13 protein-coding genes, 1 tRNA gene and 1 pseudogene are annotated in these 19,633 nt (G+C 73.5%); 8 read left to right on the forward strand and 7 right to left on the reverse strand.

All coding sequences use genetic code 11. The features are described 5' to 3' along the window. The first annotated feature begins 152 nt into the window (after positions 1 to 152). The 6 genes from ACIGWZ_RS06720 to ACIGWZ_RS06745 all read left to right on the forward strand — a co-directional run bounded on the left by ACIGWZ_RS06720 (position 153) and on the right by ACIGWZ_RS06745 (position 9,003). Positions 153 to 1,484, forward strand: coding sequence for a hypothetical protein (locus ACIGWZ_RS06720; RefSeq protein ID WP_400061516.1), 1,332 nt, complete (start codon positions 153 to 155; stop codon positions 1,482 to 1,484). Then, entirely contained in the window at positions 1,481 to 4,021 is a 2,541-nt protein-coding gene (locus tag ACIGWZ_RS06725; protein WP_400061518.1) for a tetratricopeptide repeat protein, read from the forward strand. The genes ACIGWZ_RS06720 and ACIGWZ_RS06725 overlap by 4 nt, the downstream gene beginning before the upstream one ends. A 1-nt stretch (position 4,022) precedes the next feature. Continuing rightward, complete coding sequence (locus ACIGWZ_RS06730) at positions 4,023 to 5,396, forward strand: PP2C family protein-serine/threonine phosphatase (RefSeq protein WP_400061520.1); 1,374 nt, start codon at positions 4,023 to 4,025, stop codon at positions 5,394 to 5,396. Between the two features lie 104 nt (positions 5,397 to 5,500). Next, positions 5,501 to 6,859 carry a VWA domain-containing protein gene (locus ACIGWZ_RS06735; RefSeq protein ID WP_400061522.1) on the forward strand — a complete coding sequence of 453 codons (1,359 nt, stop codon included), beginning with the start codon at positions 5,501 to 5,503 and terminating at the stop codon, positions 6,857 to 6,859. Positions 6,860 to 6,908: 49 nt separating this feature from the next. Further along, positions 6,909 to 8,471, forward strand: a complete 1,563-nt coding sequence (locus ACIGWZ_RS06740) for an FHA domain-containing protein (protein WP_400061523.1) — start codon at positions 6,909 to 6,911, stop codon at positions 8,469 to 8,471. Positions 8,472 to 8,598: 127 nt separating this feature from the next. Then, a complete protein-coding gene (locus ACIGWZ_RS06745; RefSeq protein ID WP_400061525.1) occupies positions 8,599 to 9,003 on the forward strand; it encodes a globin in 405 nt (134 codons plus the stop codon). A 117-nt stretch (positions 9,004 to 9,120) separates the two neighbouring features. On the opposite strand, the gene ACIGWZ_RS06750 is transcribed toward ACIGWZ_RS06745, so the two are convergent. From ACIGWZ_RS06750 to ACIGWZ_RS06780, 7 genes are all read right to left on the reverse strand, one after another. Further along, complete coding sequence (locus ACIGWZ_RS06750) at positions 9,121 to 9,855, reverse strand: hypothetical protein (protein WP_400061527.1); 735 nt, start codon at positions 9,853 to 9,855, stop codon at positions 9,121 to 9,123. Then, on the reverse strand, positions 9,852 to 10,286 hold the full coding sequence (locus ACIGWZ_RS06755; RefSeq protein ID WP_400061529.1) for an acyl-CoA thioesterase: 435 nt from the start codon (positions 10,284 to 10,286) through the stop codon (positions 9,852 to 9,854). The genes ACIGWZ_RS06750 and ACIGWZ_RS06755 overlap by 4 nt, the downstream gene beginning before the upstream one ends. 5 nt (positions 10,287 to 10,291) lie before the next feature. Beyond that, on the reverse strand, positions 10,292 to 11,956 hold the full coding sequence (ettA, locus tag ACIGWZ_RS06760; RefSeq protein ID WP_400061531.1) for an energy-dependent translational throttle protein EttA: 1,665 nt from the start codon (positions 11,954 to 11,956) through the stop codon (positions 10,292 to 10,294). 262 nt (positions 11,957 to 12,218) lie between these two features. Then, on the reverse strand, positions 12,219 to 13,604 hold the full coding sequence (locus ACIGWZ_RS06765) for an LAETG motif-containing sortase-dependent surface protein (RefSeq protein WP_400061533.1): 1,386 nt from the start codon (positions 13,602 to 13,604) through the stop codon (positions 12,219 to 12,221). Between the two features lie 300 nt (positions 13,605 to 13,904). Further along, positions 13,905 to 14,381, reverse strand: coding sequence for a single-stranded DNA-binding protein (locus tag ACIGWZ_RS06770; protein ID WP_400061535.1), 477 nt, complete (start codon positions 14,379 to 14,381; stop codon positions 13,905 to 13,907). A 165-nt stretch (positions 14,382 to 14,546) separates the two neighbouring features. After that, entirely contained in the window at positions 14,547 to 16,619 is a 2,073-nt protein-coding gene (locus tag ACIGWZ_RS06775) for a GTPase (protein WP_400061537.1), read from the reverse strand. Further along, positions 16,616 to 18,355, reverse strand: a complete 1,740-nt coding sequence (locus ACIGWZ_RS06780; protein ID WP_400061540.1) for a dynamin family protein — start codon at positions 18,353 to 18,355, stop codon at positions 16,616 to 16,618. Before ACIGWZ_RS06780 ends, ACIGWZ_RS06775 begins: the two co-directional genes overlap by 4 nt. 303 nt (positions 18,356 to 18,658) lie before the next feature. Between ACIGWZ_RS06780 and ACIGWZ_RS06785 the strand changes: the two genes are divergently transcribed. Beyond that, positions 18,659 to 18,734, forward strand: a tRNA-Arg gene (locus ACIGWZ_RS06785). A gap of 600 nt (positions 18,735 to 19,334) precedes the next feature. Further along, positions 19,335 to 19,633, forward strand: a pseudogene (locus ACIGWZ_RS06790) (hypothetical protein); the annotation flags it as partial.

Consider the following 19,633-nt stretch of genomic DNA (forward strand, 5'->3'; position numbering starts at 1 on the left):
CGCGGCGCGCGGCCGGTGCGGCGGGGCGGGCGATCGTCCCAAGAAGCGGTGGTTGCCGTCACTATGGGGGGAAGGGAGGGGAGGGAGCAGTCCACAGAGCGGTCCAGGCGCGCCAACCGCCGTGCGCCGTATGCGTATTGGAGAGGTGATCGATGGGGGTCCCTGGGCCCTGCCCCGGTTCCACGGGGAGGCATCCTGCCCCGGTGCTGGACCGGGAGGAGGTGGATCGCGCCCTGGCGCGGCTCGGTGCCGAGTACGAGGCGATAGAGACATCGCTGCTCGCGTTGCAGGATCATGCGGGCCGCCGGCTGCTGGAGGGCGCCGATCTGTCCGGCACCACCAAGGAGCGCTGGGCCGTCACGGAGCGGTCCATCACGGTCCTGTGGTCGCATTTCGATACCTATACGGCGGCGTTGACGCAGGCGCGGGAGCTGCGGGCGCGGCGCCGCTGGCCGGCCCCCGAGGATCTGGTGGAGCTGTCGGAGCTGCTGTACGGCGGGGTGACGGTGCCCGGGCAGGCCGCGGCGGGCGACGGTCCGGACCGCCCGGGTGAGTGGTTCACCCTGGAGGAGCTCGTCGCGCGGATCAACGGCCTGTACGCGCGGTCGCTCGATGTGATCGTCGCCGCCGATGCGGTGTGGTCGGCGCTGCCGGCCCGGATAGATCTTCTCTCGGCCGAGCTGCGGCGGACGCGTTCGCTGGCGCACTCGGTGGGGGTCCGCCCCGGTGAGCATCCGGCGGGCGACGACCTGGAGCGGATCACGGACGAACTGGCGCGGCTGCGCGGCCAGGTGATCGCCGATCCGCTGGCGTTCTGGGTGTCGTCGTCGACGGGGAGTTCCGCGCCCGGTGGCGGCCGTCCGGACACCGGGCGCTACGACCGTGCGGCGCGCGCCCTGGAGGACGTGCGGCGGGAGATCGAGGCGGTGCTGGACGTCCGGCAGGACGCGGAGCGGCGGCTGATGCAGCTGCGCGATGTGCTGTCCCGGGCCGATCGCACGCTGACCGAGGCGCGGCAGGCGCGCGGCGAGGTGCTGGCGAAGATCGCGGCGTCCGAGGTGCCGGCGGTGAGCGGCCCGTCGACGGCGCTGCACGAGCAGTTGGCGGCGGCCGCGGACTATCGCAGGCGGGCGCAGTGGCACCGGCTGTCGCCGCTGCTGGACAGTCTGGAGGAGCGGGCGGAGGACGAACTGCACCGCGCCCGTGAGTCGTTGACGGCGGTGACCGCTCCGCTGGCCGTGCGGGCCGAGCTGCGCGGACGGCTGGACGCGTACAAGGCGAAGGTCGCCCGGCACGGCATGACCGGGGATCCGCTGCTGCAGGAGCGGTACGACGCGGCCCGCCGGATGCTGTGGAGCGCGCCGTGCGATCTGCGGGCGGCCGAGCAGGCGGTGTGGCGTTATCAGCAGGCGGCGGCCGAGGCGCTGGTGCCGGAGCAGCCCGGCCGCGGGCCGGACGGGCCGGACGGTAGGGGGGACGTGTGACGGAGGGGGCCGACGACCGCTGCCAGCGGCCGGACTGCGGGGGGAGGTACGAGGACGTCGGCGGCGGCGAGCTGTACTGCGATGTCTGCGGGCTGGCCCCGGTGGTGTCGGCGGACGGGCTGCTGTCGTCACCGCCCACGGGGCTGACCGGGCGGGTGCCGGTGGCCGGGGGCGGCTCGTCGCGCGGGTCCGGTGCGGAGTCCGGTGGTTCGGGCCGGGCGGCCGCCGCGCCCGGTGCCTCCGGCGCCGGTACGTCCGCCTCGGTCCGTGGTGACGAGGACGCGGACGAGGGCGGCGAGGCGACGCGGAGCATGCCGGCGCCGGCCGCCTCGGTGTCGGTGCGCAGTTCGGGCGCCGGTGCGGGCTCCGGGGCGTCGGGGGCATCGGGGTCGGCCCGCGGCCGGCTGGGCGCGGGCCTGGTGTCGATGCCGCAGGTGCCGCGGCCCGATCCGGGCACCGCCGTGCTGGAGCGGCCGGAGGTCCCGGAGCGCAAGCGGTTCTGCAGCCGGGGCGACTGCGGGGCGCCGGTGGGGCGGGCGCGGGACGGGCATCCGGGCCGTACGGAGGGGTTCTGCACCAAGTGCGGCCATCCGTACAGTTTTTCGCCCAAGCTGCGTCCCGGCGCCGTGGTGCACGGCCAGTACGAGGTCGTGGGGTGTCTGGCGCACGGCGGGCTGGGCTGGATCTATCTCGCCATCGACCGGGCCGTCGCCGACCGGTGGGTGGTGCTCAAGGGCCTGCTGGACACCGGCGACGAGGAGGCGCTGGCGGTCGCGGTGTCCGAGCGGCGGTTCCTCGCCGAGATCGAGCACGCCAACATCGTGCGGATCTACAACTTCGTGGAGCATCTCGACCGGGCGACGGGCAGCCTGGACGGCTATATCGTCATGGAGTACGTCGGCGGGAAGTCGCTCAAGGACATCGCCAACGAGCGGCGCACGCCCCAGGGCCGGCGCGATCCGCTGCCGGTGGAGCAGGCCTGCGCCTACGGCATCGAGGCGCTGGCGGCGCTCGGCGATCTGCACCGCCGCAACCTCCTGTACTGCGACTTCAAGGTCGACAACGCCATCCAGCAGCAGGACCAGCTCAAGCTGATCGACATGGGCGCGGTGCGCCGGATGGACGACGACCGCAGCCCGATCTACGGCACGATCGGCTACCAGGCGCCGGAGATAGCCGAGCTGGGCCCGTCGGTGGCCTCCGATCTCTACACCGTCGCCCGCACGCTGGCCGTTCTCACCTTCGACTTCCAGGGCTATACGAACGTCTTCGCAGACTGTCTCCCGGACCCGGACCACATCGAGGTGTTCCGCACCTACGAGTCCTTCTACCGGCTGCTGGTGCGGGCCACCGACCCGGACCGGGCGCGCCGCTTCGCGTCCGCGGAGGAGATGGCCGAGCAGCTGACGGGCGTGCTGCGGGAGGTGGTGGCGCTCCAGTCGGGCGAGCAGCGGCCGGCGCCCTCGCAGCTGTTCGGGCCGGAACTGCGCGTGGTGGACACGGAGTTGGTGGCGGCGGAGGGGGAGGGTTCGCTGCTGGGTGCGCGGGGCGCGGCGCCCGCCGGCCGGGCCGTGGCGCCCGGCCGGCCCGTGCTGCGGCCCCTGGACACCGCCGGTGCCGCCCTCGCGCTGCCGGTGCCGCGGGTGGATCCGGCCGACCCCAACGCCGGTTTCCTGGCGGGCCTGCTGACCGTCGCCCCGGCCGAGCTGCTGCCCGCGCTGCGCTCGGCGCCCGGTGACTCGCTGGAGCTGCGGCTGCGCGAGCTGCGTGCCCGCCTGGAGACGGGGGACGGCCCGGCTGCGCGGGGGCTGCTGAGCGCGCTCGCGGCGGAGCCGGGTGCGCGGTGGGGCGGCGACTGGCGGCTGGTGTGGAACCGGGGGCTGGTGTCGCTGGCCGGCGGGGACCGCGAGGGCGCCGCGCTGTCGTTCGACGCGGTCTACGACGCCTTTCCCGGCGAGCCGGCGCCGAAGCTGGCGCTCGCCGTCAGCGCGGAGCTGCTGGGGCAGTGGGAGACCGCCGCGGAGTACTACCGCCTGGTGTGGACGGCCGATCACGGCTATGTCAGCGCGGCGTTCGGGCTGGGCCGGGTGCGGCTGGCGGCGGGGGACCGCGGCGGCGCGGTCGAGGCGCTGGAGTCGGTACCGGAGTCGTCCATTCACTGGACGGCGGCGCGGATCGCGGCGGTCCGCGCCCGGCTGCGGCAGCGGCCGCCGCAGGACGCGCTGCTCGACGATCTTCGGGCGGCCGCGCAACAAGTCGCGGGGCTGGCGGAATTCGGACTGGACGCCGGGCGCCGCGAACAACTGGTCACCGAGGTACTGGGCAGCGCCCTGGACTGGGTACTCTCCGGTAGCCACGGTGCCCCGCCCGACGGTGGACAGCGGCCGCCGCTGCTCGGCTGCGCGCTGGACGAGCGCGGCCTGCGGTTCGGGCTGGAGAGGTCGTACCGCCTGCTGGCGCGGCTGGCGCAGCGTGGCGAGGAAAGGATCGAGCTGGTGGAACGGGCCAACCGCTTCCGCCCCAGGACGTGGGTGTGACATGGGTGTGACTGGGCCGTCCCGCTGCCGGAGCTGCGCGGAGCCGCTCGACGCGGGGGACAATTTCTGCGGACGGTGCGGCGCGGACCAAGTGGTGCCCGCCGCTTCGGGGTACGCGGCGGTGCCGCCGCCGCCCTCGTACGCGCCGACGGTCGGGGTACCGCACGAGGGGCCGGCCGGGCCGCCGCCGCCGGATCCGACGACGCGGATTCCGTACGAGGAGATCGCGGGTACGGGCGATCCCGGTGCGGAGGGGCCGCGTCCGGGCGACCCCGGCGCGCAGCCCGTCGATCCCCGTGTCGCCGGGTACGAGGTGGTGGCCGATGCCGCGGCGGGGGCCGCCGGAGCGGCGCAGGCCCCCGTAGCGGTGCAGGCTCCCGTTGAGGCACCCGGCGATGCCACCGGGACCGAGGGCGCCCCCGGGGCCCCCGAGCCGTCGTCCGAGGGTCCCGCCGACACCCTCCACCTCTGCGCGTCCTGTCATGCGGGCGCCGTGGACGCCGACGGCTTCTGCGACCACTGCGGCCGCGCCCGGCCGCGCGATCGCGACCACATGGAACGGGAGCTGGCGGGCTTCGCGGCCGTCAGCGACCGCGGGCACCGCCACCACCGCAACGAGGACTTCTTCGCCGTGCGCGCCACGGCCCTGCCCGACGGTTCGCCCGCCCTGGTCGCGGTGGTCTGCGACGGCGTCTCCTCGGCGACCCGGCCGGACGAGGCGTCCCAGGCGGCGTCCGAGACCGCGGGCGAGGCGCTGCTGGCGTCGCTGCCGCGCGGTACGCACCCCCAGCAGGCGATGCACGACGCCATCATGGCGGCCTCCGCGGCGGTCGACGCGCTGGCCGACGACCCGTCCCTCGCACACGATGAGCACCGTCAGCAGAACGCCCCGGCCTGCACGTTCGTCGGCTCGGTGATCGGCGGCGGGCTGCTGACCGTCGGCTGGGTCGGCGACAGCCGCGCGTACTGGATCCCCGACGACCGCGCCGCGCCCCCGGCCCGGCTCACCGAGGACGACTCCTGGGCCGCGCAGATGGTCGCCAACAACCTGATGTCCGAGGCGGAGGCCAACGCCGACGAGCGGGCGCACGCCATCACGGGATGGCTCGGCGCGGACGCGTACGAGGTCGAGCCGCACACCGTGACGTTCAAACCGGACGGTCCCGGCGTGGTGGTGGTGTGCACGGACGGGCTGTGGAACTACGCCGAGTCCGCCGCGCAGATGGCCTCGGTGCTGCCCGTCGATGCGCCCACCAGGCCGCTGCATGCCGCTCGGACGCTGGTCGGGTACGCCCTCGACGGCGGGGGCCACGACAACGTAACGGTGGCGGTGGTGCCGTTCCCCGCGCCGTCGGTGCGGGCAGGATCGGCCTGACCGTCCGCAACCCGACGTATCGGATGCGGCGGCCGGAACACGGGCAAGGCGCGCACCGGCCGGAAATGCCGCGGCGGACGGAAGAGAGGGAACGGGCGGAACGGATGGCCCACTTCGCCAAGTCGTATGTGCCGCAGTTCTCCGCCGAGGTGCACCAGAACCCGTATCTCCCCGTGGGTGGTCGGGAGGTGAACGCCATCGTCGCCGTGACCGCCACCGGGGGCGGGACCACCGGCGGCCGGCCGATGGTTGCCGGCGGGCCGGGCGGCCGGGGGGCCGGCGTGGTGATCATGGTCGACTGCTCCGGGTCGATGGACCGTCCGCCGGCGAAGTTACGGGGCGCCCGGGAGGCGACGGCCGCGGCCGTCGACACGGTGCGCGACGGGGTGGCCTTCGCGGTGGTGGCCGGCACGCACCGCGCCGCCGAGATCTACCCGGGCGGCGGCCGGCTGGCGGTCGCCGACGCGGTCACCCGCGCGCAGGCCAAGGACGCGCTGCGGCGGCTGAACGCCGGCGGCGGCACGGCGATCGGCAGTTGGCTGCGGCTGGCCGGAAAGCTGCTGTCGTCCGCGGAGCTCGGCATCCGGCACGGCATCCTGCTCACCGACGGCCGCAACGAGCACGAAGCGCCGGGGGATCTGCGGGCCGCGCTGGACGACTGCTTCGGGTCCTTCACCTGTGATGCGCGCGGCGTCGGCACGGACTGGGAGGTGAAAGAGGTCACCGCCATCGCCTCGGCGCTGCTGGGGAGCGCCGATATCGTCGCCGATCCGGCCGATCTGACCGCCGACTTCACGCGGATGATGCAGAACGCGATGAGCAAGGAAGTCGCCGATGTCGGACTGCGGGTGCGGACGCCGCGGGGCGCGGAGATCGTAGGGGTGAAGCAGGTGGCGCCGACCGTGGTGGATCTGACCGGGCGGCGTACGGAATCGGGGCCGCGGTCGGGGGACTATCCGACCGGTTCATGGGGCAATGAGTCCCGGGATTACCACGTTTGCGTGCGGGTTCCGGATGCCGGAATCGGCCGGGAAATGCTGGCGGCGCGGGTCTCATTGATCATTTCCACGCCGGACGGCGGGCCGCCGCGGACCCTGTCGCAGGGGCTGGTGCGGGCCGTGTGGACGGCCGATCCGGCCGCCTCGACGGCGATCGATCCGCAGGTCGCGCACTACACAGGACAGGCGGAACTGGCGCAAGTCATTCAGCAGGGGCTCGATGCCCGCAAATCCGGCGACCGGGACCGTGCCACCGCGAAATTGGGCCGCGCCGTACAGCTGGCGAACGCCTCGGGAAATGCGGGCACTGCGAAACTCCTTGCGAAGGTGGTGGACGTCGTCGATGCGGCGACCGGTACTGTGCGACTGAAGGCGAAGGTGGCCGACGCGGACGAGATGACCCTCGAAACGCGCTCGACAAAAACCGTTCGCGTGACAAAACAGCCGAAGAAAAACCGCGACTAGTACCAAGCAGTACCAGCGAAAGAAAAGGTACGGAGGGGGAAGAACCGACATGCCGACCTGCCCGAACGGACACCAGTCGGTGGCCGAAGACTGGTGCGAGGTGTGCGGCCACCGGATGGCGGGTGCTGTCCCGCCGCCGCCCTCCCTGCCCGCGGGGTTCCTGAACACGCCGCCCAGCCAGCCCACCGGCCAGCCCGGCCCGCCGCCGCCCCAGCAGCAGGGCCCGCCGCCGGGCCACCCCGGCCCGCCGCCCGGCATGCCCGGCCCCGGTATGCCCGACCTCGGCCAGCCCGGCCCCGGCCCTCAAGGCGGCCAGGGCGGCTACGGCTTCCCGCCGCCGGCGCCCGGCCCGGGTCCCGGCCCCCAGGGCGGCCAGGGCGGATACGGCTTCCCGCCGCCCGCACCGCAGCAGCCGTTCGAGCAGCAGTCACCGCCGCCCGAGCCGTGCCCGCAGTGCGGTACGCCGCGCGCCGCGAACGCGCCGTTCTGTGAGAACTGCCGCTACAACTTCCTGACCCATTCGTCGATGTCCTCGACGTCCTACGCCCCGCCGCCCGGCATGCCCGGCCCCGGCGCCGAGGGCGGTTACGGCTTCCCGCCGCCGGCGCCCGGCCCGGGCCCCCAGGGCGGCCAGGGCGGATACGGCTTCCCGCCGCCCGCACCGCAGCAGCCGTTCGAGCAGCAGTCACCGCCGCCGTTTCAGCAGCAGTCGCCGCCGCCGTTCGAGCAGCAGCAGCCCGGCCCGTACGACCCGCAGCAGCCACCCCAGCAGGGCCCGCCGCCCGGCATGCCCGGTCCCGGCGGCTTCCCCGGCCAGCCCGGCCCGCCGCCCGGTATGCCCGGCCCCGGCCCGGCCGTCGGTCAGCCCGGTCCCCCGCCGCCGCATCAGGGCGACGACTGGACGCTGAACCCACCGGGCGCGCAGCAGGCCGCCGCGCCGCCGATGGCACCGCCGGCGCCCGGACCCGGCCCGCAGGCCCCGTTCGAGCAGCAGCCGCCCGCGCCGTTCCCGCCGCAGCAGCCGGGTCCCTACGAGCCGCAGCAGCCCGCGCCGTACGAGCAGCAGTCGCCGCCGCCGTTCGAACAGCAGCAGCCCGGCCCGTACGACCCGCAGCAGCCACCCCAGCAGGGCCCGCCGCCCGAGCAGCAGTGGAACGGCGGCCCGGGTCCCGCGGCGCCGCCGCAGGGTCCGCCGCCGGTCGTCGGTGACGGCTGGGTGGTGGCCATCGCGCCGGATCGCGAATACTTCATGGCGATGATGGGCCGCAGCGGCCCGGAGGCGGCCGGGCTCAACCTGCCCGCGTACTCCCCCGAGCAGGTGCTCCCGCTCGCCAACGGCCAGATCGCGATCGGCCGACGCCGCAACAGCACCGGCGAGGCCCCGGACGTCGATCTGGGCCGTCCGCCGGAGGACCCGGGCGTCTCGCACCAGCACGCGCTGCTGGTGCAGCAGCAGGACGGCAGCTGGGCGGTGGTGGACCAGAACTCCACCAACGGCACGACCGTCAACCTCGCCGAGGACCCGATCCAGCCGTATGTGCCGGTGCCGCTGCACGACGGCGACCGGGTGCACGTGGGGGCCTGGACGACGCTGACCGTACGCCGGGGCTAGCAGCCCGCTGCGTGGCCGCCCCGGGCAGGAGCCGTTGCGGGGTGCGGTCGGCGGCTCCGAGCATGGCCTTCCCGAGGGGCGTGACCGTTCCGGTCACGCCCCTCGCCACGTCTGACACCATGGACGGGTGAACAAGATTCCACGCGGCACGCTTCAGGAGCAGACCTTCTACGAACAGGTCGGTGGCGAACAGACCTTCCGTCGGCTGGTGCACCGCTTCTACCAGGGTGTCGCCGAGGATCCGCTGCTGCGGCCGATGTACCCGGAGGAGGACCTGGGTCCGGCCGAGGAGCGGCTCGCGCTGTTCCTGATGCAGTACTGGGGCGGCCCCCGCACGTACAGCGACGGCCGCGGCCACCCCCGGCTGCGGATGCGGCACGCCCCGTTCACCGTCGACCGGGCCGCGCACGACGCCTGGCTGCGGCACATGCGCGATGCCGTCGACTCCCTCGGCCTCGCCGAGGACCACGAGACGACGCTGTGGAACTACCTCACCTACGCGGCCGCCTCGATGATCAACGCGGCGGACTGACGACCGGCCGGACCGGCGACCGACGGACCGGCGACGGGCTCACGGAGGGCTCGCAGAGGGCGAGTTGCCCCCTCAGGCCGGATCGGATCGGATCAGGCCGGATCGGATCGGGCCGGATCAGACCGGAGTGACCGTGATCCCCGACAGCCCCGTCAGCCCGGTCGGGCCACCGGTCCGTACGGCGATCGACCCGTAGGGCGTGCTCAGCCGCAGCCAGCCGGCCGCGGCCAGCAGGGACAGAGTCTGGTGCTCGGGCTGCGGTGCGTGGGAGCGGTGCGCGGCGCCGCCGGCGAAGGCGGCCGAGCGCGCGGGGCGGAGGAAGCCCAGCGACTGGGCGGCATGCGCGGCCCGCAGCGGCAGGTGGGTGTCCCCCAGGGTCCGCGACCAGATTTCCCGGCCGATCCGGTCGCGCTCGGTGCGGGTGCGGTGCTGCGGGGGCAGCTCCGCGTCGCGGGTGCGGAATTCGGCGACCGCGCCGGCCACCGCGCGCAGCAGGGCCTCGGGCGCCGGCAGCCCCGGCACCCGCCGCCAGCCGCTGCGGGGCGGCAGCAGCCCGGCCCACGGCGGGCCGGTGACGGCGGCGGGCACGGTCAGTACGCCCTCCGCCGACGCCCCGACGCCCTCGAGGAGTTCACCGGCCGAGACGGTGACGTCCAGGGTGATGTCCTCGTCGGCGAGCCGTGCCGTACGGATGGCCAGTACCTCGAAGGACGGCGGGCGGCCGAAGACGGCGAGCGCCCCGCCGCGGGCCTGGAGCCGTACCGCGGCCGCACGGTCGTAATGGATCAGCCGGCCCAGGAAGGCGGCGAGATCCGCCGCCTCCCCGGAATCGGCCAGAGGCAGTGCCGTCATCGTGCGACGGCCCCCTCCTGATACGACGCGTCGTCCAGGTACTCCTTGAGGATCGCCTTCTCCTCCGCGGTGATGCGGCGCGGGCGCTCCTTGGCGAAGTCGAACGGCACGACGACGGTCGAGGCCCTCAGGAAGAGGGTCTCTTCGTCCTTGACCTCGTACGCGATCGTCATCGACGCGGCACTGATCTTCGTCACCCACAGCTCGATGGACACCGGGGCGTGCCGGTGCACCAGCTGCCGTACGTAGTCGATCTCGTGCCGGGCGACCACCGATCCGCCCGTGAACGACGGGCTGCCGTCCCCCGGCACCAGCCGGCGCATGAAGTCGATCCGCGCCTCTTCGAGGTAGCGGACGAACACCGCGTTGTTGACATGGCCGAACGCGTCCATGTCCGACCAGCGCAGGGGGCAGGAGTAGAGGTGTCGCACGACGCTCAGCCCCGGGTCAGCTTCTTGTACGTCGCGCGGTGCGGACGGGCCGCGTCCGCACCGAGGCGCTCGATCTTGTTCTTCTCGTACGACTCGAAGTTGCCCTCGAACCAGAACCACTTGGAGTCGCCCTCGTACGCCAGGATGTGCGTGGCGACGCGGTCGAGGAACCAGCGGTCGTGGGAGACGACCACGGCGCAGCCGGGGAACTCCAGCAGCGCGTTCTCCAGCGAGGACAGGGTCTCGACGTCGAGGTCGTTGGTCGGCTCGTCGAGGAGCAGCAGGTTGCCGCCCTGCTTGAGGGTGAGCGCCAGGTTGAGGCGGTTGCGCTCACCACCGGAGAGGACCCCGGCCGGCTTCTGCTGGTCCGGGCCCTTGAAGCCGAAGGCGCTCACATACGCGCGCGAGGGCATCTCGACCTGGCCGACGTTGATGTAGTCCAGCTCGTCGGAGACCACGGCCCACAGGGTCTTCTTGGGGTCGATGTTCTCGCGGCTCTGGTCGACGTAGGAGATCTTGACGGTGTCGCCGACCTTGATGTCGCCGGAGTCCGGGGTCTCCAGGCCCTGGAGCATCTTGAACAGCGTGGTCTTGCCGGCGCCGTTCGGGCCGATGACGCCGACGATGCCGTTGCGGGGCAGGGTGAAGCTCAGGTCGTCGATGAGGACCTTCTCGCCGAAGGCCTTGTTGAGCTTCTCGACCTCGACGACGACATTGCCCAGGCGCGGGCCCGGCGGGATCTGGATCTCCTCGAAGTCCAGCTTCCGCATCTTGTCGGCCTCGGCGGCCATTTCCTCGTAACGGGCCAGTCGCGACTTGGACTTGGCCTGCCGCCCCTTGGCGTTGGAGCGGACCCACTCCAGCTCTTCCTTGAGCCGCTTGGCGCGCTTGGCGTCCTTCTGGCCCTCGACCTTGAGACGGGCCTGCTTGGTCTCGAGGTACTTGGAGTAGTTGCCCTCGTAGCCGTGCAGGCGGCCGCGGTCGACCTCGCAGATCCACTCGGCGACGTGGTCGAGGAAGTACCGGTCGTGGGTGACGGCGACGACGGTGCCGGGGTACTTCGCGAGGTGCTGCTCCAGCCACTGCACGGACTCGGCGTCCAGGTGGTTGGTGGGCTCGTCGAGCAGCAGCAGGTCGGGGGACTCCAGCAGCAGCTTGCACAGCGCGACGCGGCGGCGCTCACCACCGGAGAGGTTGGTGACCGGCCAGTCGCCGGGCGGGCAGCCGAGCGCGTCCATGGCCTGCTCGAGCTGGGTGTCCAGGTCCCACGCGTTGGCGTGGTCGAGGTCCTCCTGGAGCTTGCCCATCTCCTCCATCAGCGCATCGCTGTAGTCGGTCGCCATCAGCTCGGCGACCTCGTTGAAGCGGTGCAGCTTGCCCATGATCTCGGCGGCGCCGTCCTGCACGTTCTGCAGCACGGTCTTGGACTCGTCCAGCGGCGGCTCCTGCAGGAGCATGCCGACGGTGTAGCCCGGGGAGAGGAACGCGTCACCGTTCGACGGCTGCTCGAGACCGGCCATGATCTTCAGCACCGTGGACTTACCGGCGCCGTTGGGACCCACGACACCGATCTTCGCGCCCGGCAGGAAGCTCAGCGTCACGTCATCGAGGATGACCTTGTCGCCGTGCGCCTTGCGCGTCTTGCGCATCGTGTAGATGTACTCAGCCAAGAGAAACCGTCCGGCAGGTTTGGATCTTCAGGATCTATCAGGTCTGTTTGCAGGTCCGCCGCCTGGGCCATGGTGCGGCGTGGCCGCGCGAGGGCAGATACACCCATCTTGCCGTACGGCCGGGCCCGGAAGGAAACGAGTACGCCCGCGGCCCCGGAGCGTGAGGACGCTCCGGGGCCGCGGGGTGCCCGGGCGGCTACCGTCCGCTTACGGCGTGCGGGGACGGTGGCCGCCGGGCGTTACCGCTCGGTGACGGTGTGCGTCACTGGGCGCCGGCCTTCTTCTTACGGAGGAAGAACACCGCGCCGCCGCCGACCAGGACCAGGGCGACCGCGACGCCCGCGATCATCGGGGTGGCGTTGCTGGAGCCGGTCTCGGCGAGGTCGGTGCCGTGGCCGCCGGTGGTGCCGCCCGAGGCGGGGGTGGGCTTCGGGGAGGGCGAGCCGCCGCCGCTGCCGGCGGTCTTGCAGTCCAGGACCCCGGAGAAGGTCTTCTTGAAGCCGCCCGCACCGGTGATGGTGATCTCGTAGGGCTGGTCCTCGGCCACGGGGACGGTCACGGTCTGCGACTTGCCCGGGGCGACCTCGTAGTCCTTGCCCGAGAGCTGGAAGCGGAACGCCTCATCGCCCTTGTTGCTCGCCGTGACGTCGACGCCGCCCTTGGAGCAGTTCTTCTCGGCGGTGATCGCCGGGATGGCGCCCTGCTTCTTCCAGGAGACCGTGGCGGCCGCGGAGACCGTCGACTCGCTGGAGCCGGCCAGGATCTGCGTCTGGCTCTTGGCGTGCTCGCCGATGCCGGTGAAGGCGCGGCCGACCGGGACCTTGGTGGCGGCCTGGGCGGTCAGCGAGGTGCTGCCGTCGGCGGCGCCCTTGGGCACGTCGAAGAACAGCTGGGTGCCATCGGCGGCGCTGGTGACGGGCTTGCCGTCCTTGCCGACGACCTTCACACCGGCCGGCAGGTCGGCGGCGGGGGAGATCGTGACGCTGTCGGCGTTGGTGTGCACGGTGACCGGGCCGAGCTTGCTGCCGGACTTGCCGGAGACGGCCGGCGGGTCCAGGGTCAGCGAGGCCTTGGGCTCGGCGAGGTTCTGCGCGCTCTTCTCGAGGTAGTCGGCGAGCTTCTCGGCCGCCGGGTCGGCCGCGTCGACCTTCACATGGTCGGAGAAGCGCCAGATCGCGACCTGGGTGCCGGCCGCGGCGGTGTTCTCGGTGAGGTTCCCCGCGTGGGCCTTGGCGGCGAGCGCGGCCAGGTCGTTCACCTGGGGGTACGAGTTCTGCAGAATCCAGCGGATCTTGCCGGCGTCCGCGTTGTTGTGCAGCGACGAGGCGCTCCAGGGCACTTCCTGGTACTTCGCCTGCTGCTGGGTCGGGTTGTGGATGTCGATGCAGTACGTCTGCAGCGTGCCGCCGTTGTCGACCGACATCTCGAAGAGCCCCGCACCGACGCGCTGGTCGCGCCCGTCGGCGTGCACGATCGCCTGGTCGAAGGTCTTCAGACCGCCGAGCGTCGCGGTGGCGCCTCCCTGCGCGGGGGGCGTGTCATCCGCCGCGGCGGTTCCCGCGGTGGCTATCGCACCCGCCGCGAGCAGGCCGGAGGCCACGACCGCAGCGGCAAGACGGGCTGCGCCCCGCCTTTTCATCGCAAGCATGAATTTCCCCTCTGGGCGAGGCGGGCGAATGGGGGAAGGTGCCTCGCCGGAAAGATGCCGAAGGACTCAACAGCTGAACTCATCAGCCCCCGTGAGTACTCGTCGGATCCTATGGAGCAGGCGCATCACGGTCCCCAGGAATGGCATCCCATAAGCGATCCGAATCACAATCGTTACCGACACCAGGCATCCTCGCCTTGCACTATCGATAAATCCCCGGGACTTATCGGGGCAGGGAGGGGCAAGTGAGGGCGCGGACGGCGCCGGTGACGCTTCTTGTGCGATAGCACTGGCGCTTTCTCAGGCGGACGATTCCTGGAAGGGTTCGGGCACTTCGGGAGCCGGGCCGTCTCCCGGAAGCTCCTTCGGCGCCCCGTGCCGTGGTGGCACCGGGTCCGTACGCGCCCGGGTGACCCGGCGGAAGGCGGCGGTGCCGCGGGCCAGATCGTGGCCGATCGCGACGGCGTCGACCTCCGCCGAGAACCAGCGCTGTCCGCCCCGCTCGGGCGGCTGCTCCCCTTCCCGCACACGCAACCTGCCCTGCACCACGAGCGGTTCGCCGACCGCGACGGACGCGGCGACATTGTCGGCGAGGCCGCGCCAGGACCGGACGGTGAAGAAACTCGTTTCCCCGTCCGTCCAGCATTCCCGCGTCCGGTCGTAGCGCCGGACCGTCGTCGCCAGCCGGAACCTCGCCACCGGCACCCCGGCCGTCGTCAGCCGGTGCTCCACCGCCGTCGCGGCATTTCCCACCAGCGTCACCATCGTGTCGTTCACCGGAACCGCCTCCCCCGTCCGTTCCACGCTCTCCCGCGCTCACCGCGCTCTTCCGCGCTCTCACCGGCGCGTTGAACCCATGCTGCACGGAATCGGCGGGCGCCGCGGCGGGCTGTGGACGACCGGCCGACTGTGGACAACTCGGCCACCCGGGAGGGGGACCCGCTATGCGCCCGACGCCACCGCGTACTGCTCACGCACCTCGCGATAGCGCAACAGCTCTGCCGCGACCGGCTCCAGGACCCTGGCCCGGCCGCAACCGGCCGCCGCGCTCCGCAGCCGCCGCTCGGCCTCCTGCCCGTAGCGCCGGGCCGGGCCGCGCGCCGCCACCCGGCACAGCCACGCCAGCGCCGGGCCGCCCACCGATCCGGTGACCGCGGGCAGCAGCGCGGAGAACCATGCCTCGGGATCGACCACACCGGCCGCCACCCCCAGCAGCGACAGCACACCGACGACCTGCAGAACGAGCAGCAGCCCCTGGAGCGCGGCGGCCACCGTCCACCACCGCGGCCGACCGGCCGGCCCGCCCCGCAGGGACTGCTCGGCGTCGGCCGTCACCCTGTCCAGCGCCTGCGGCAGGCCCGCCGCGCCCCGGTCCGCCGCCTCGCGCACCGCATGGGCCCAGGGCGCCGGCAGCCCGTGCGCCGCCTCGCCCGCCACGGTCCGTACGGCCTGCTCCACCACCGGCCGCGCCGCCGCCCGGCCGTCCGCCTGTTCCCCGGCGTACGGCCCGGCCGCCACCGCTTGCCACTGCCGGCCCTGCCCGGCCACCGAGGGATGGGCAACGCCCGTGGTGACCGGCTGCTGTCGGCCTCTCCCCTCCCTCTCCTCCCTCCGCTCCCGCCTGCGCAACCGGGACCAGGGGGAGCCGCAGGCCCGTTCCGCGTGCCGCAGCCAGTCGCGTTCCACCGCGCGCCCGGTGGCGACCGCGCCGACCGCGTCCGCCAGCCGGTCCTCGAATTCCGCGCGGGCCCGTTCCGTCAGCGCGACCCGGCTCTGCGTCACGTACATCGACCGCAGCCGCTCGGCCGCCGCGTCCACATCCGCCGCCAGCCGCCGGTCGGCGGCGCCCCGCTCCGCGACGAACTGGCCCAACGCGTCCCGCAGTTCCGCCACCCCGCCGCCGGTCGCGGCGGACAGGGCGAGCACCGCCGCACCGGGCTCCCCGTGCTCGCCGAGGGCCAGCCCGTCCTCGTCCAGCAGCCGCCGCAGATCGTCCACCACCTGGTCCGCGGCGTCCCCGGGCAGCCGGTCCACCTGGTTGAGAACGACGAACATGACCTCGGCGTAGCCCGCCAGCGGCCGCAGATACCGTTCGTGCAGCACGGCGTCCGCGTACTTCTCCGGGTCCACCACCCAGATGACCGCGTCCACCAGCTCCAGCATCCGGTCCACCTGGGCGCGGTTCTCGGTGTCCGAGGAGTCGTGGTCGGGCAGGTCGAGCAGGATCAGCCCGCCCAGCTCGGGGGTGCCGTCCAGCGCCAGGTTGCGCCGCCATCCGGGCACGCCCAGGCGGTCCAGCAGACCCTCGGCGCCCGGCGGCCCGCCCGGCCAGACGCAGGCCACCGCCTCCGAAGTCGTCGGCCGGCGCGCCCCGACCTGCGAACGGTTCGCCCCCACCAGCGCGTTGAACAGCGACGACTTACCGCTCCCGGTGGCCCCGGCGATGGCGACCACGGTGTGCTCCCCGGAGAGCCGGTAGCGCTCCCCCGCCGCATCCAGCACCCGCCCCGCCTCGTCCAGGGTCTCCCCGTCGAGCCGGGCCCTCGACAAAGCGATCAGCTCCCGCAGGGCGTCGAGCCGGGCCCGCAGCTCGGCCGTCCGGGCGCCCCGGGCCCGCTCCGCCACCCGCGCGTACGCGCCGCTCCGCGCGCCGCCCACCGCTCCGCGCGCCGGTCCCTCCCCCGGCCCGCCCGCCCGCCCCGTATCCGCCGCCACCTCCGCGGCCAGGGCGAAGTCCAGGTCCGCACCGGCATCCGCGGCCGCCTCTGCGGCCGCCGGCCGGCCGGCGCCCCGTGCGGGGTCCGCCGCGCGCGGCGGCTCGACGCGCGGCCCGGCGGACGATCCCTCGCGCGGCCCGAACACCCGCCGCCGCGCCCCCGTCCGGACGCCTTCGCCGCCCTGCACCCGCCGCGCGATCAGCCCGTCGTCCCAAGCGCCACGGGCCCCCTCGACACCAACGCCGGCCTCTCCCGCACCCCCTGCCCCACCCTCCGCACCCTCCTCGGATTCCCTCACCCCGACACCACCCTCTCCGACTCCGACTCCCGCACTCTCGCCTTCTCCCTCTGCAATACGGACAGCGCGGCGATCAGTTCGGCCTGCTGGTCGGGCGGCACGGCCAGCCGGTCCAGAGGCGCCAGCCGCCGCTCTCGCTCGCCGTCCAGGGCCCGCTCCAGGTACGTCACCAGCAGCCGGCTGCCGCGGTCGCACAGCCGCAGCGCAGCCTGGGCGCCGAGCAGTTCGGCGAGGTTCTCGCCCGCCGTACGGGCGCGCCGGCCGCCGAGCAGCGCCGTGGCCAGCAGTGCGGCCGACTCCTCCGGCTCCACGGATCCCGCCCGTTCGCCGCCCGGTCCACCGCGCGCCTCGCCCCGTTCCTCCTCGGCCAGTTCCTCCAGGCAGCGCCGCCAGCGCCGGACGATCACGCCGAGCCGTTCGCCCGCTCCGCCGCCGCCCGCGGGATCCGGCGCCGCGAGCTCCCGCGCCGCCGGATCCCGCCGCCACGCCTCCGCGGCCCGCTCGTCCGCCTCCTCGACGGCGCAGGCCAGCAGGGACGTCAGCCCCTGCGTCAGCGCGTCCAGCAACTCCTCCGGCCGCCCGCCGGCCCCGTGGTCACGCCAGTGCGCCCGCGCGTCCCCGGCCAGCACCTCACCGGCCGCGACCTCCCGCCGTACCCGCTCCGCGGCCCGCTCGTACGCCTCCTCGACCCGGCCGGTCAGCCGCAGCGCCGCGGCATGCTGGGCGGCGGCCGCGGCGGCCAGCGCGGGCAGCCGGCTGCGCAGCGAGGCGATCACGCCGGAGGCCGTGCGGTCGGCGGCGCAGGTGCGGGCGAGGGGGTCCTGGGCGTGCCGCTCCAGCCAGTCCCGCAGGGCGGCGACCGCCGTGGCCGGCAGCAATCCGCTGCCGCCGCCGGCCGATTCGGGCAGTTCGGGAATGGTGAACCGGGGGACGTGGCCGAGCCCGGCGTGATGGAGGAGTTCGGCGTAGCGCGCGGAGATGTCGGTGACGATCTGATGGGGCACCCGGTCCAGCACCGTCACCAGCGTGACGTCGTACTCCTTGGCCGTGCGCAGCAGATGCCAGGGGACCGCGTCCGCGTACCGCGCGGCCGTGGTGACCAGCACCCACACATCGGCCGCGCAGATCAGCTCCGCGGCCAGCTCCCGGTTCCGGGCGACCAGCGAATCGATGTCGGGCGCGTCCAGCAGCGCCAGCCCGCTGGGCAGCGCCGGATCCGTCTCGATCCGCACGGTCGGCATCCCGTGCTCGCCCGCGGCCCCTTCGGCGCCGTACCCGCCCGCCGCGTCCTCGTAGTCGTACGCGCCCTCCCCCTGCGTCCTGCGCGGCGCCCCGCTGCCCTCTCCGCCGTCCTGACCGGGCACCCACACCCGGGTGAGCTGCGGCAGCACCCGCTGCCCGGCGAACCAGCGGTGGTCGTCGGGATGGCAGACCAGGACCGGGGTACGCGTCGTCGGCCGCAGCACCCCCGCCTCCGAGACCCGCCGCCCGACCAGCGAATTGACCAGCGTCGACTTCCCCGCCCCGGTGGACCCGCCGATCACGGCGAGCAGCGGGGCCTGGGGCGAACGCAGGCGGGGAATCACATAGTCGTCGAGCTGGGCGAGCAGTTCGGCCCGGTTGCGTCGGGCGCGGACGGCGCCCCGCAGCGGCAGTGGAAAGCGTGCGGCGTCGACGCGGTCGCGCAGTACGGACAGTGCGTCGATGAGCCGGGGTCGTACGTCCAAGGTCGCCACATGTGCAGAATGCCCAATTTCGTTGGGTTTTTGAAGCGTATAGCCCTGTGTGCGCGCCGTAAGAACCCCCACAGAACGGGACGAGTAACCCATGAGACGATCGAGACGGCTGAGGCGCAGGCATAACGAGTGCACAACACCCGCCGCACGGGATACCAAAAGCGGTGCAGGATTCGTACCTGCCTGCGATTATCGGGATCGCTTCACCGAACCTCCACAACGTGCCACGGAGGTGAAGCAACCGGTACGAGGCACCCGGACCCCTATCCTTGTCCGCGGTCCGTGATCCACGTCCACCGCCCGGCCCCCGTAGCTCAGTGGATAGAGCAGGTGCCTTCTAAGCACTTGGCCGCAGGTTCGAGTCCTGCCGGGGGCGCCAGCGCAGACCCTCCCTTTGGGAGGGTCTTTTTGCTGGTCGGGGCGCTGGTACCGGAGGTGGGCGAGGGTGCGGAAGGGCTGGGGCGGGTGGCGTTCGAGGTCGGCGGCGATCTCCCGCCCCGCGAGTCGGCCCGTGGTCGGCGATGGCGGCATCGAGATCCTGGTCGACCGGCTGGTCGGGGAGTCGGCGGAGACCGGGGCCGGGCAAGTGGTCGATCTGCGAGGCCGGTTCGCGTGCGTCTTTTCTGCAGGGGTGGCCTGCGAGCCGTTCGGGGGCCGGGACGCCGTGTGGGAGCGGACGTGGCGTGTCATCGGCGTCGCCCTGGACGTGCCGCGGCCCCCGAGCGGGCCGACGCCGGTGTCGGCGATCCGCCGGACCGGAACGGGCCCTGGTCGCGGCCGAGCGCGGCGAGCCGGGATCGGGGCGGGGGGCCCGGGCCGACCTGCCCGTCCGCGGATATCGTGACGGGCCGGAGAGGCGGTGCCGGCCCGGCGGGCCGGGCGACGAGGGGGTGCGGTGAGCGAGGGGCGGGACGGTTGGATACGGGTTCCCGTCGGGGCCGAGGCGGGGCGGTGGGACACCCGGGGGCGCTGCCGGCGGGTGCTGTTCGTCGTGCACAACGTGACGTCGGCGACCCGGCTGCTGGACGTGGTGCCGCTGTTCCACGACGACCTGCGGGTGCAGATGCTGGCGACCTGTACGGGCTCGTCGCCGTTCCAGGCCGGGGTGGCGGAACTACTGGCCGGAGTCGGCGTACCGCTGCTGCCGTGGGCGCAGGCGCTGCGGACACCGGTGGACCTGGCCATCGCGGCGAGCTTCGGCGGTCAACTGCATTGCCTTCAGGGGAAGTTGGCCGTGCTTTCGCATGGCGTTGGATACAATAAGACGCTTGCCGTGCC

Source organism: Streptomyces sp. NPDC053427 (assembly GCF_044544985.1).
In the GTDB taxonomy this organism is placed as follows: domain Bacteria; phylum Actinomycetota; class Actinomycetes; order Streptomycetales; family Streptomycetaceae; genus Streptomyces.

Bases quoted from the DNA above. Each gene is read 5' to 3' on its own strand.
- ACIGWZ_RS06720 (WP_400061516.1), top strand. From the start codon at position 153: ATGGGGGTCCCTGGGCCCTGCCCCGGTTCCACGGGGAGGCATCCTGCC.
- ACIGWZ_RS06730 (WP_400061520.1), top strand. From the start codon at position 4,023: ATGGGTGTGACTGGGCCGTCCCGCTGCCGGAGCTGCGCGGAGCCGCTC.
- ACIGWZ_RS06735 (WP_400061522.1), top strand. From the start codon at position 5,501: ATGGCCCACTTCGCCAAGTCGTATGTGCCGCAGTTCTCCGCCGAGGTG.
- ACIGWZ_RS06740 (WP_400061523.1), top strand. From the start codon at position 6,909: ATGCCGACCTGCCCGAACGGACACCAGTCGGTGGCCGAAGACTGGTGC.
- ACIGWZ_RS06750 (WP_400061527.1), bottom strand. From the start codon at position 9,855: ATGACGGCACTGCCTCTGGCCGATTCCGGGGAGGCGGCGGATCTCGCC.
- ACIGWZ_RS06765 (WP_400061533.1), bottom strand. From the start codon at position 13,604: ATGCTTGCGATGAAAAGGCGGGGCGCAGCCCGTCTTGCCGCTGCGGTC.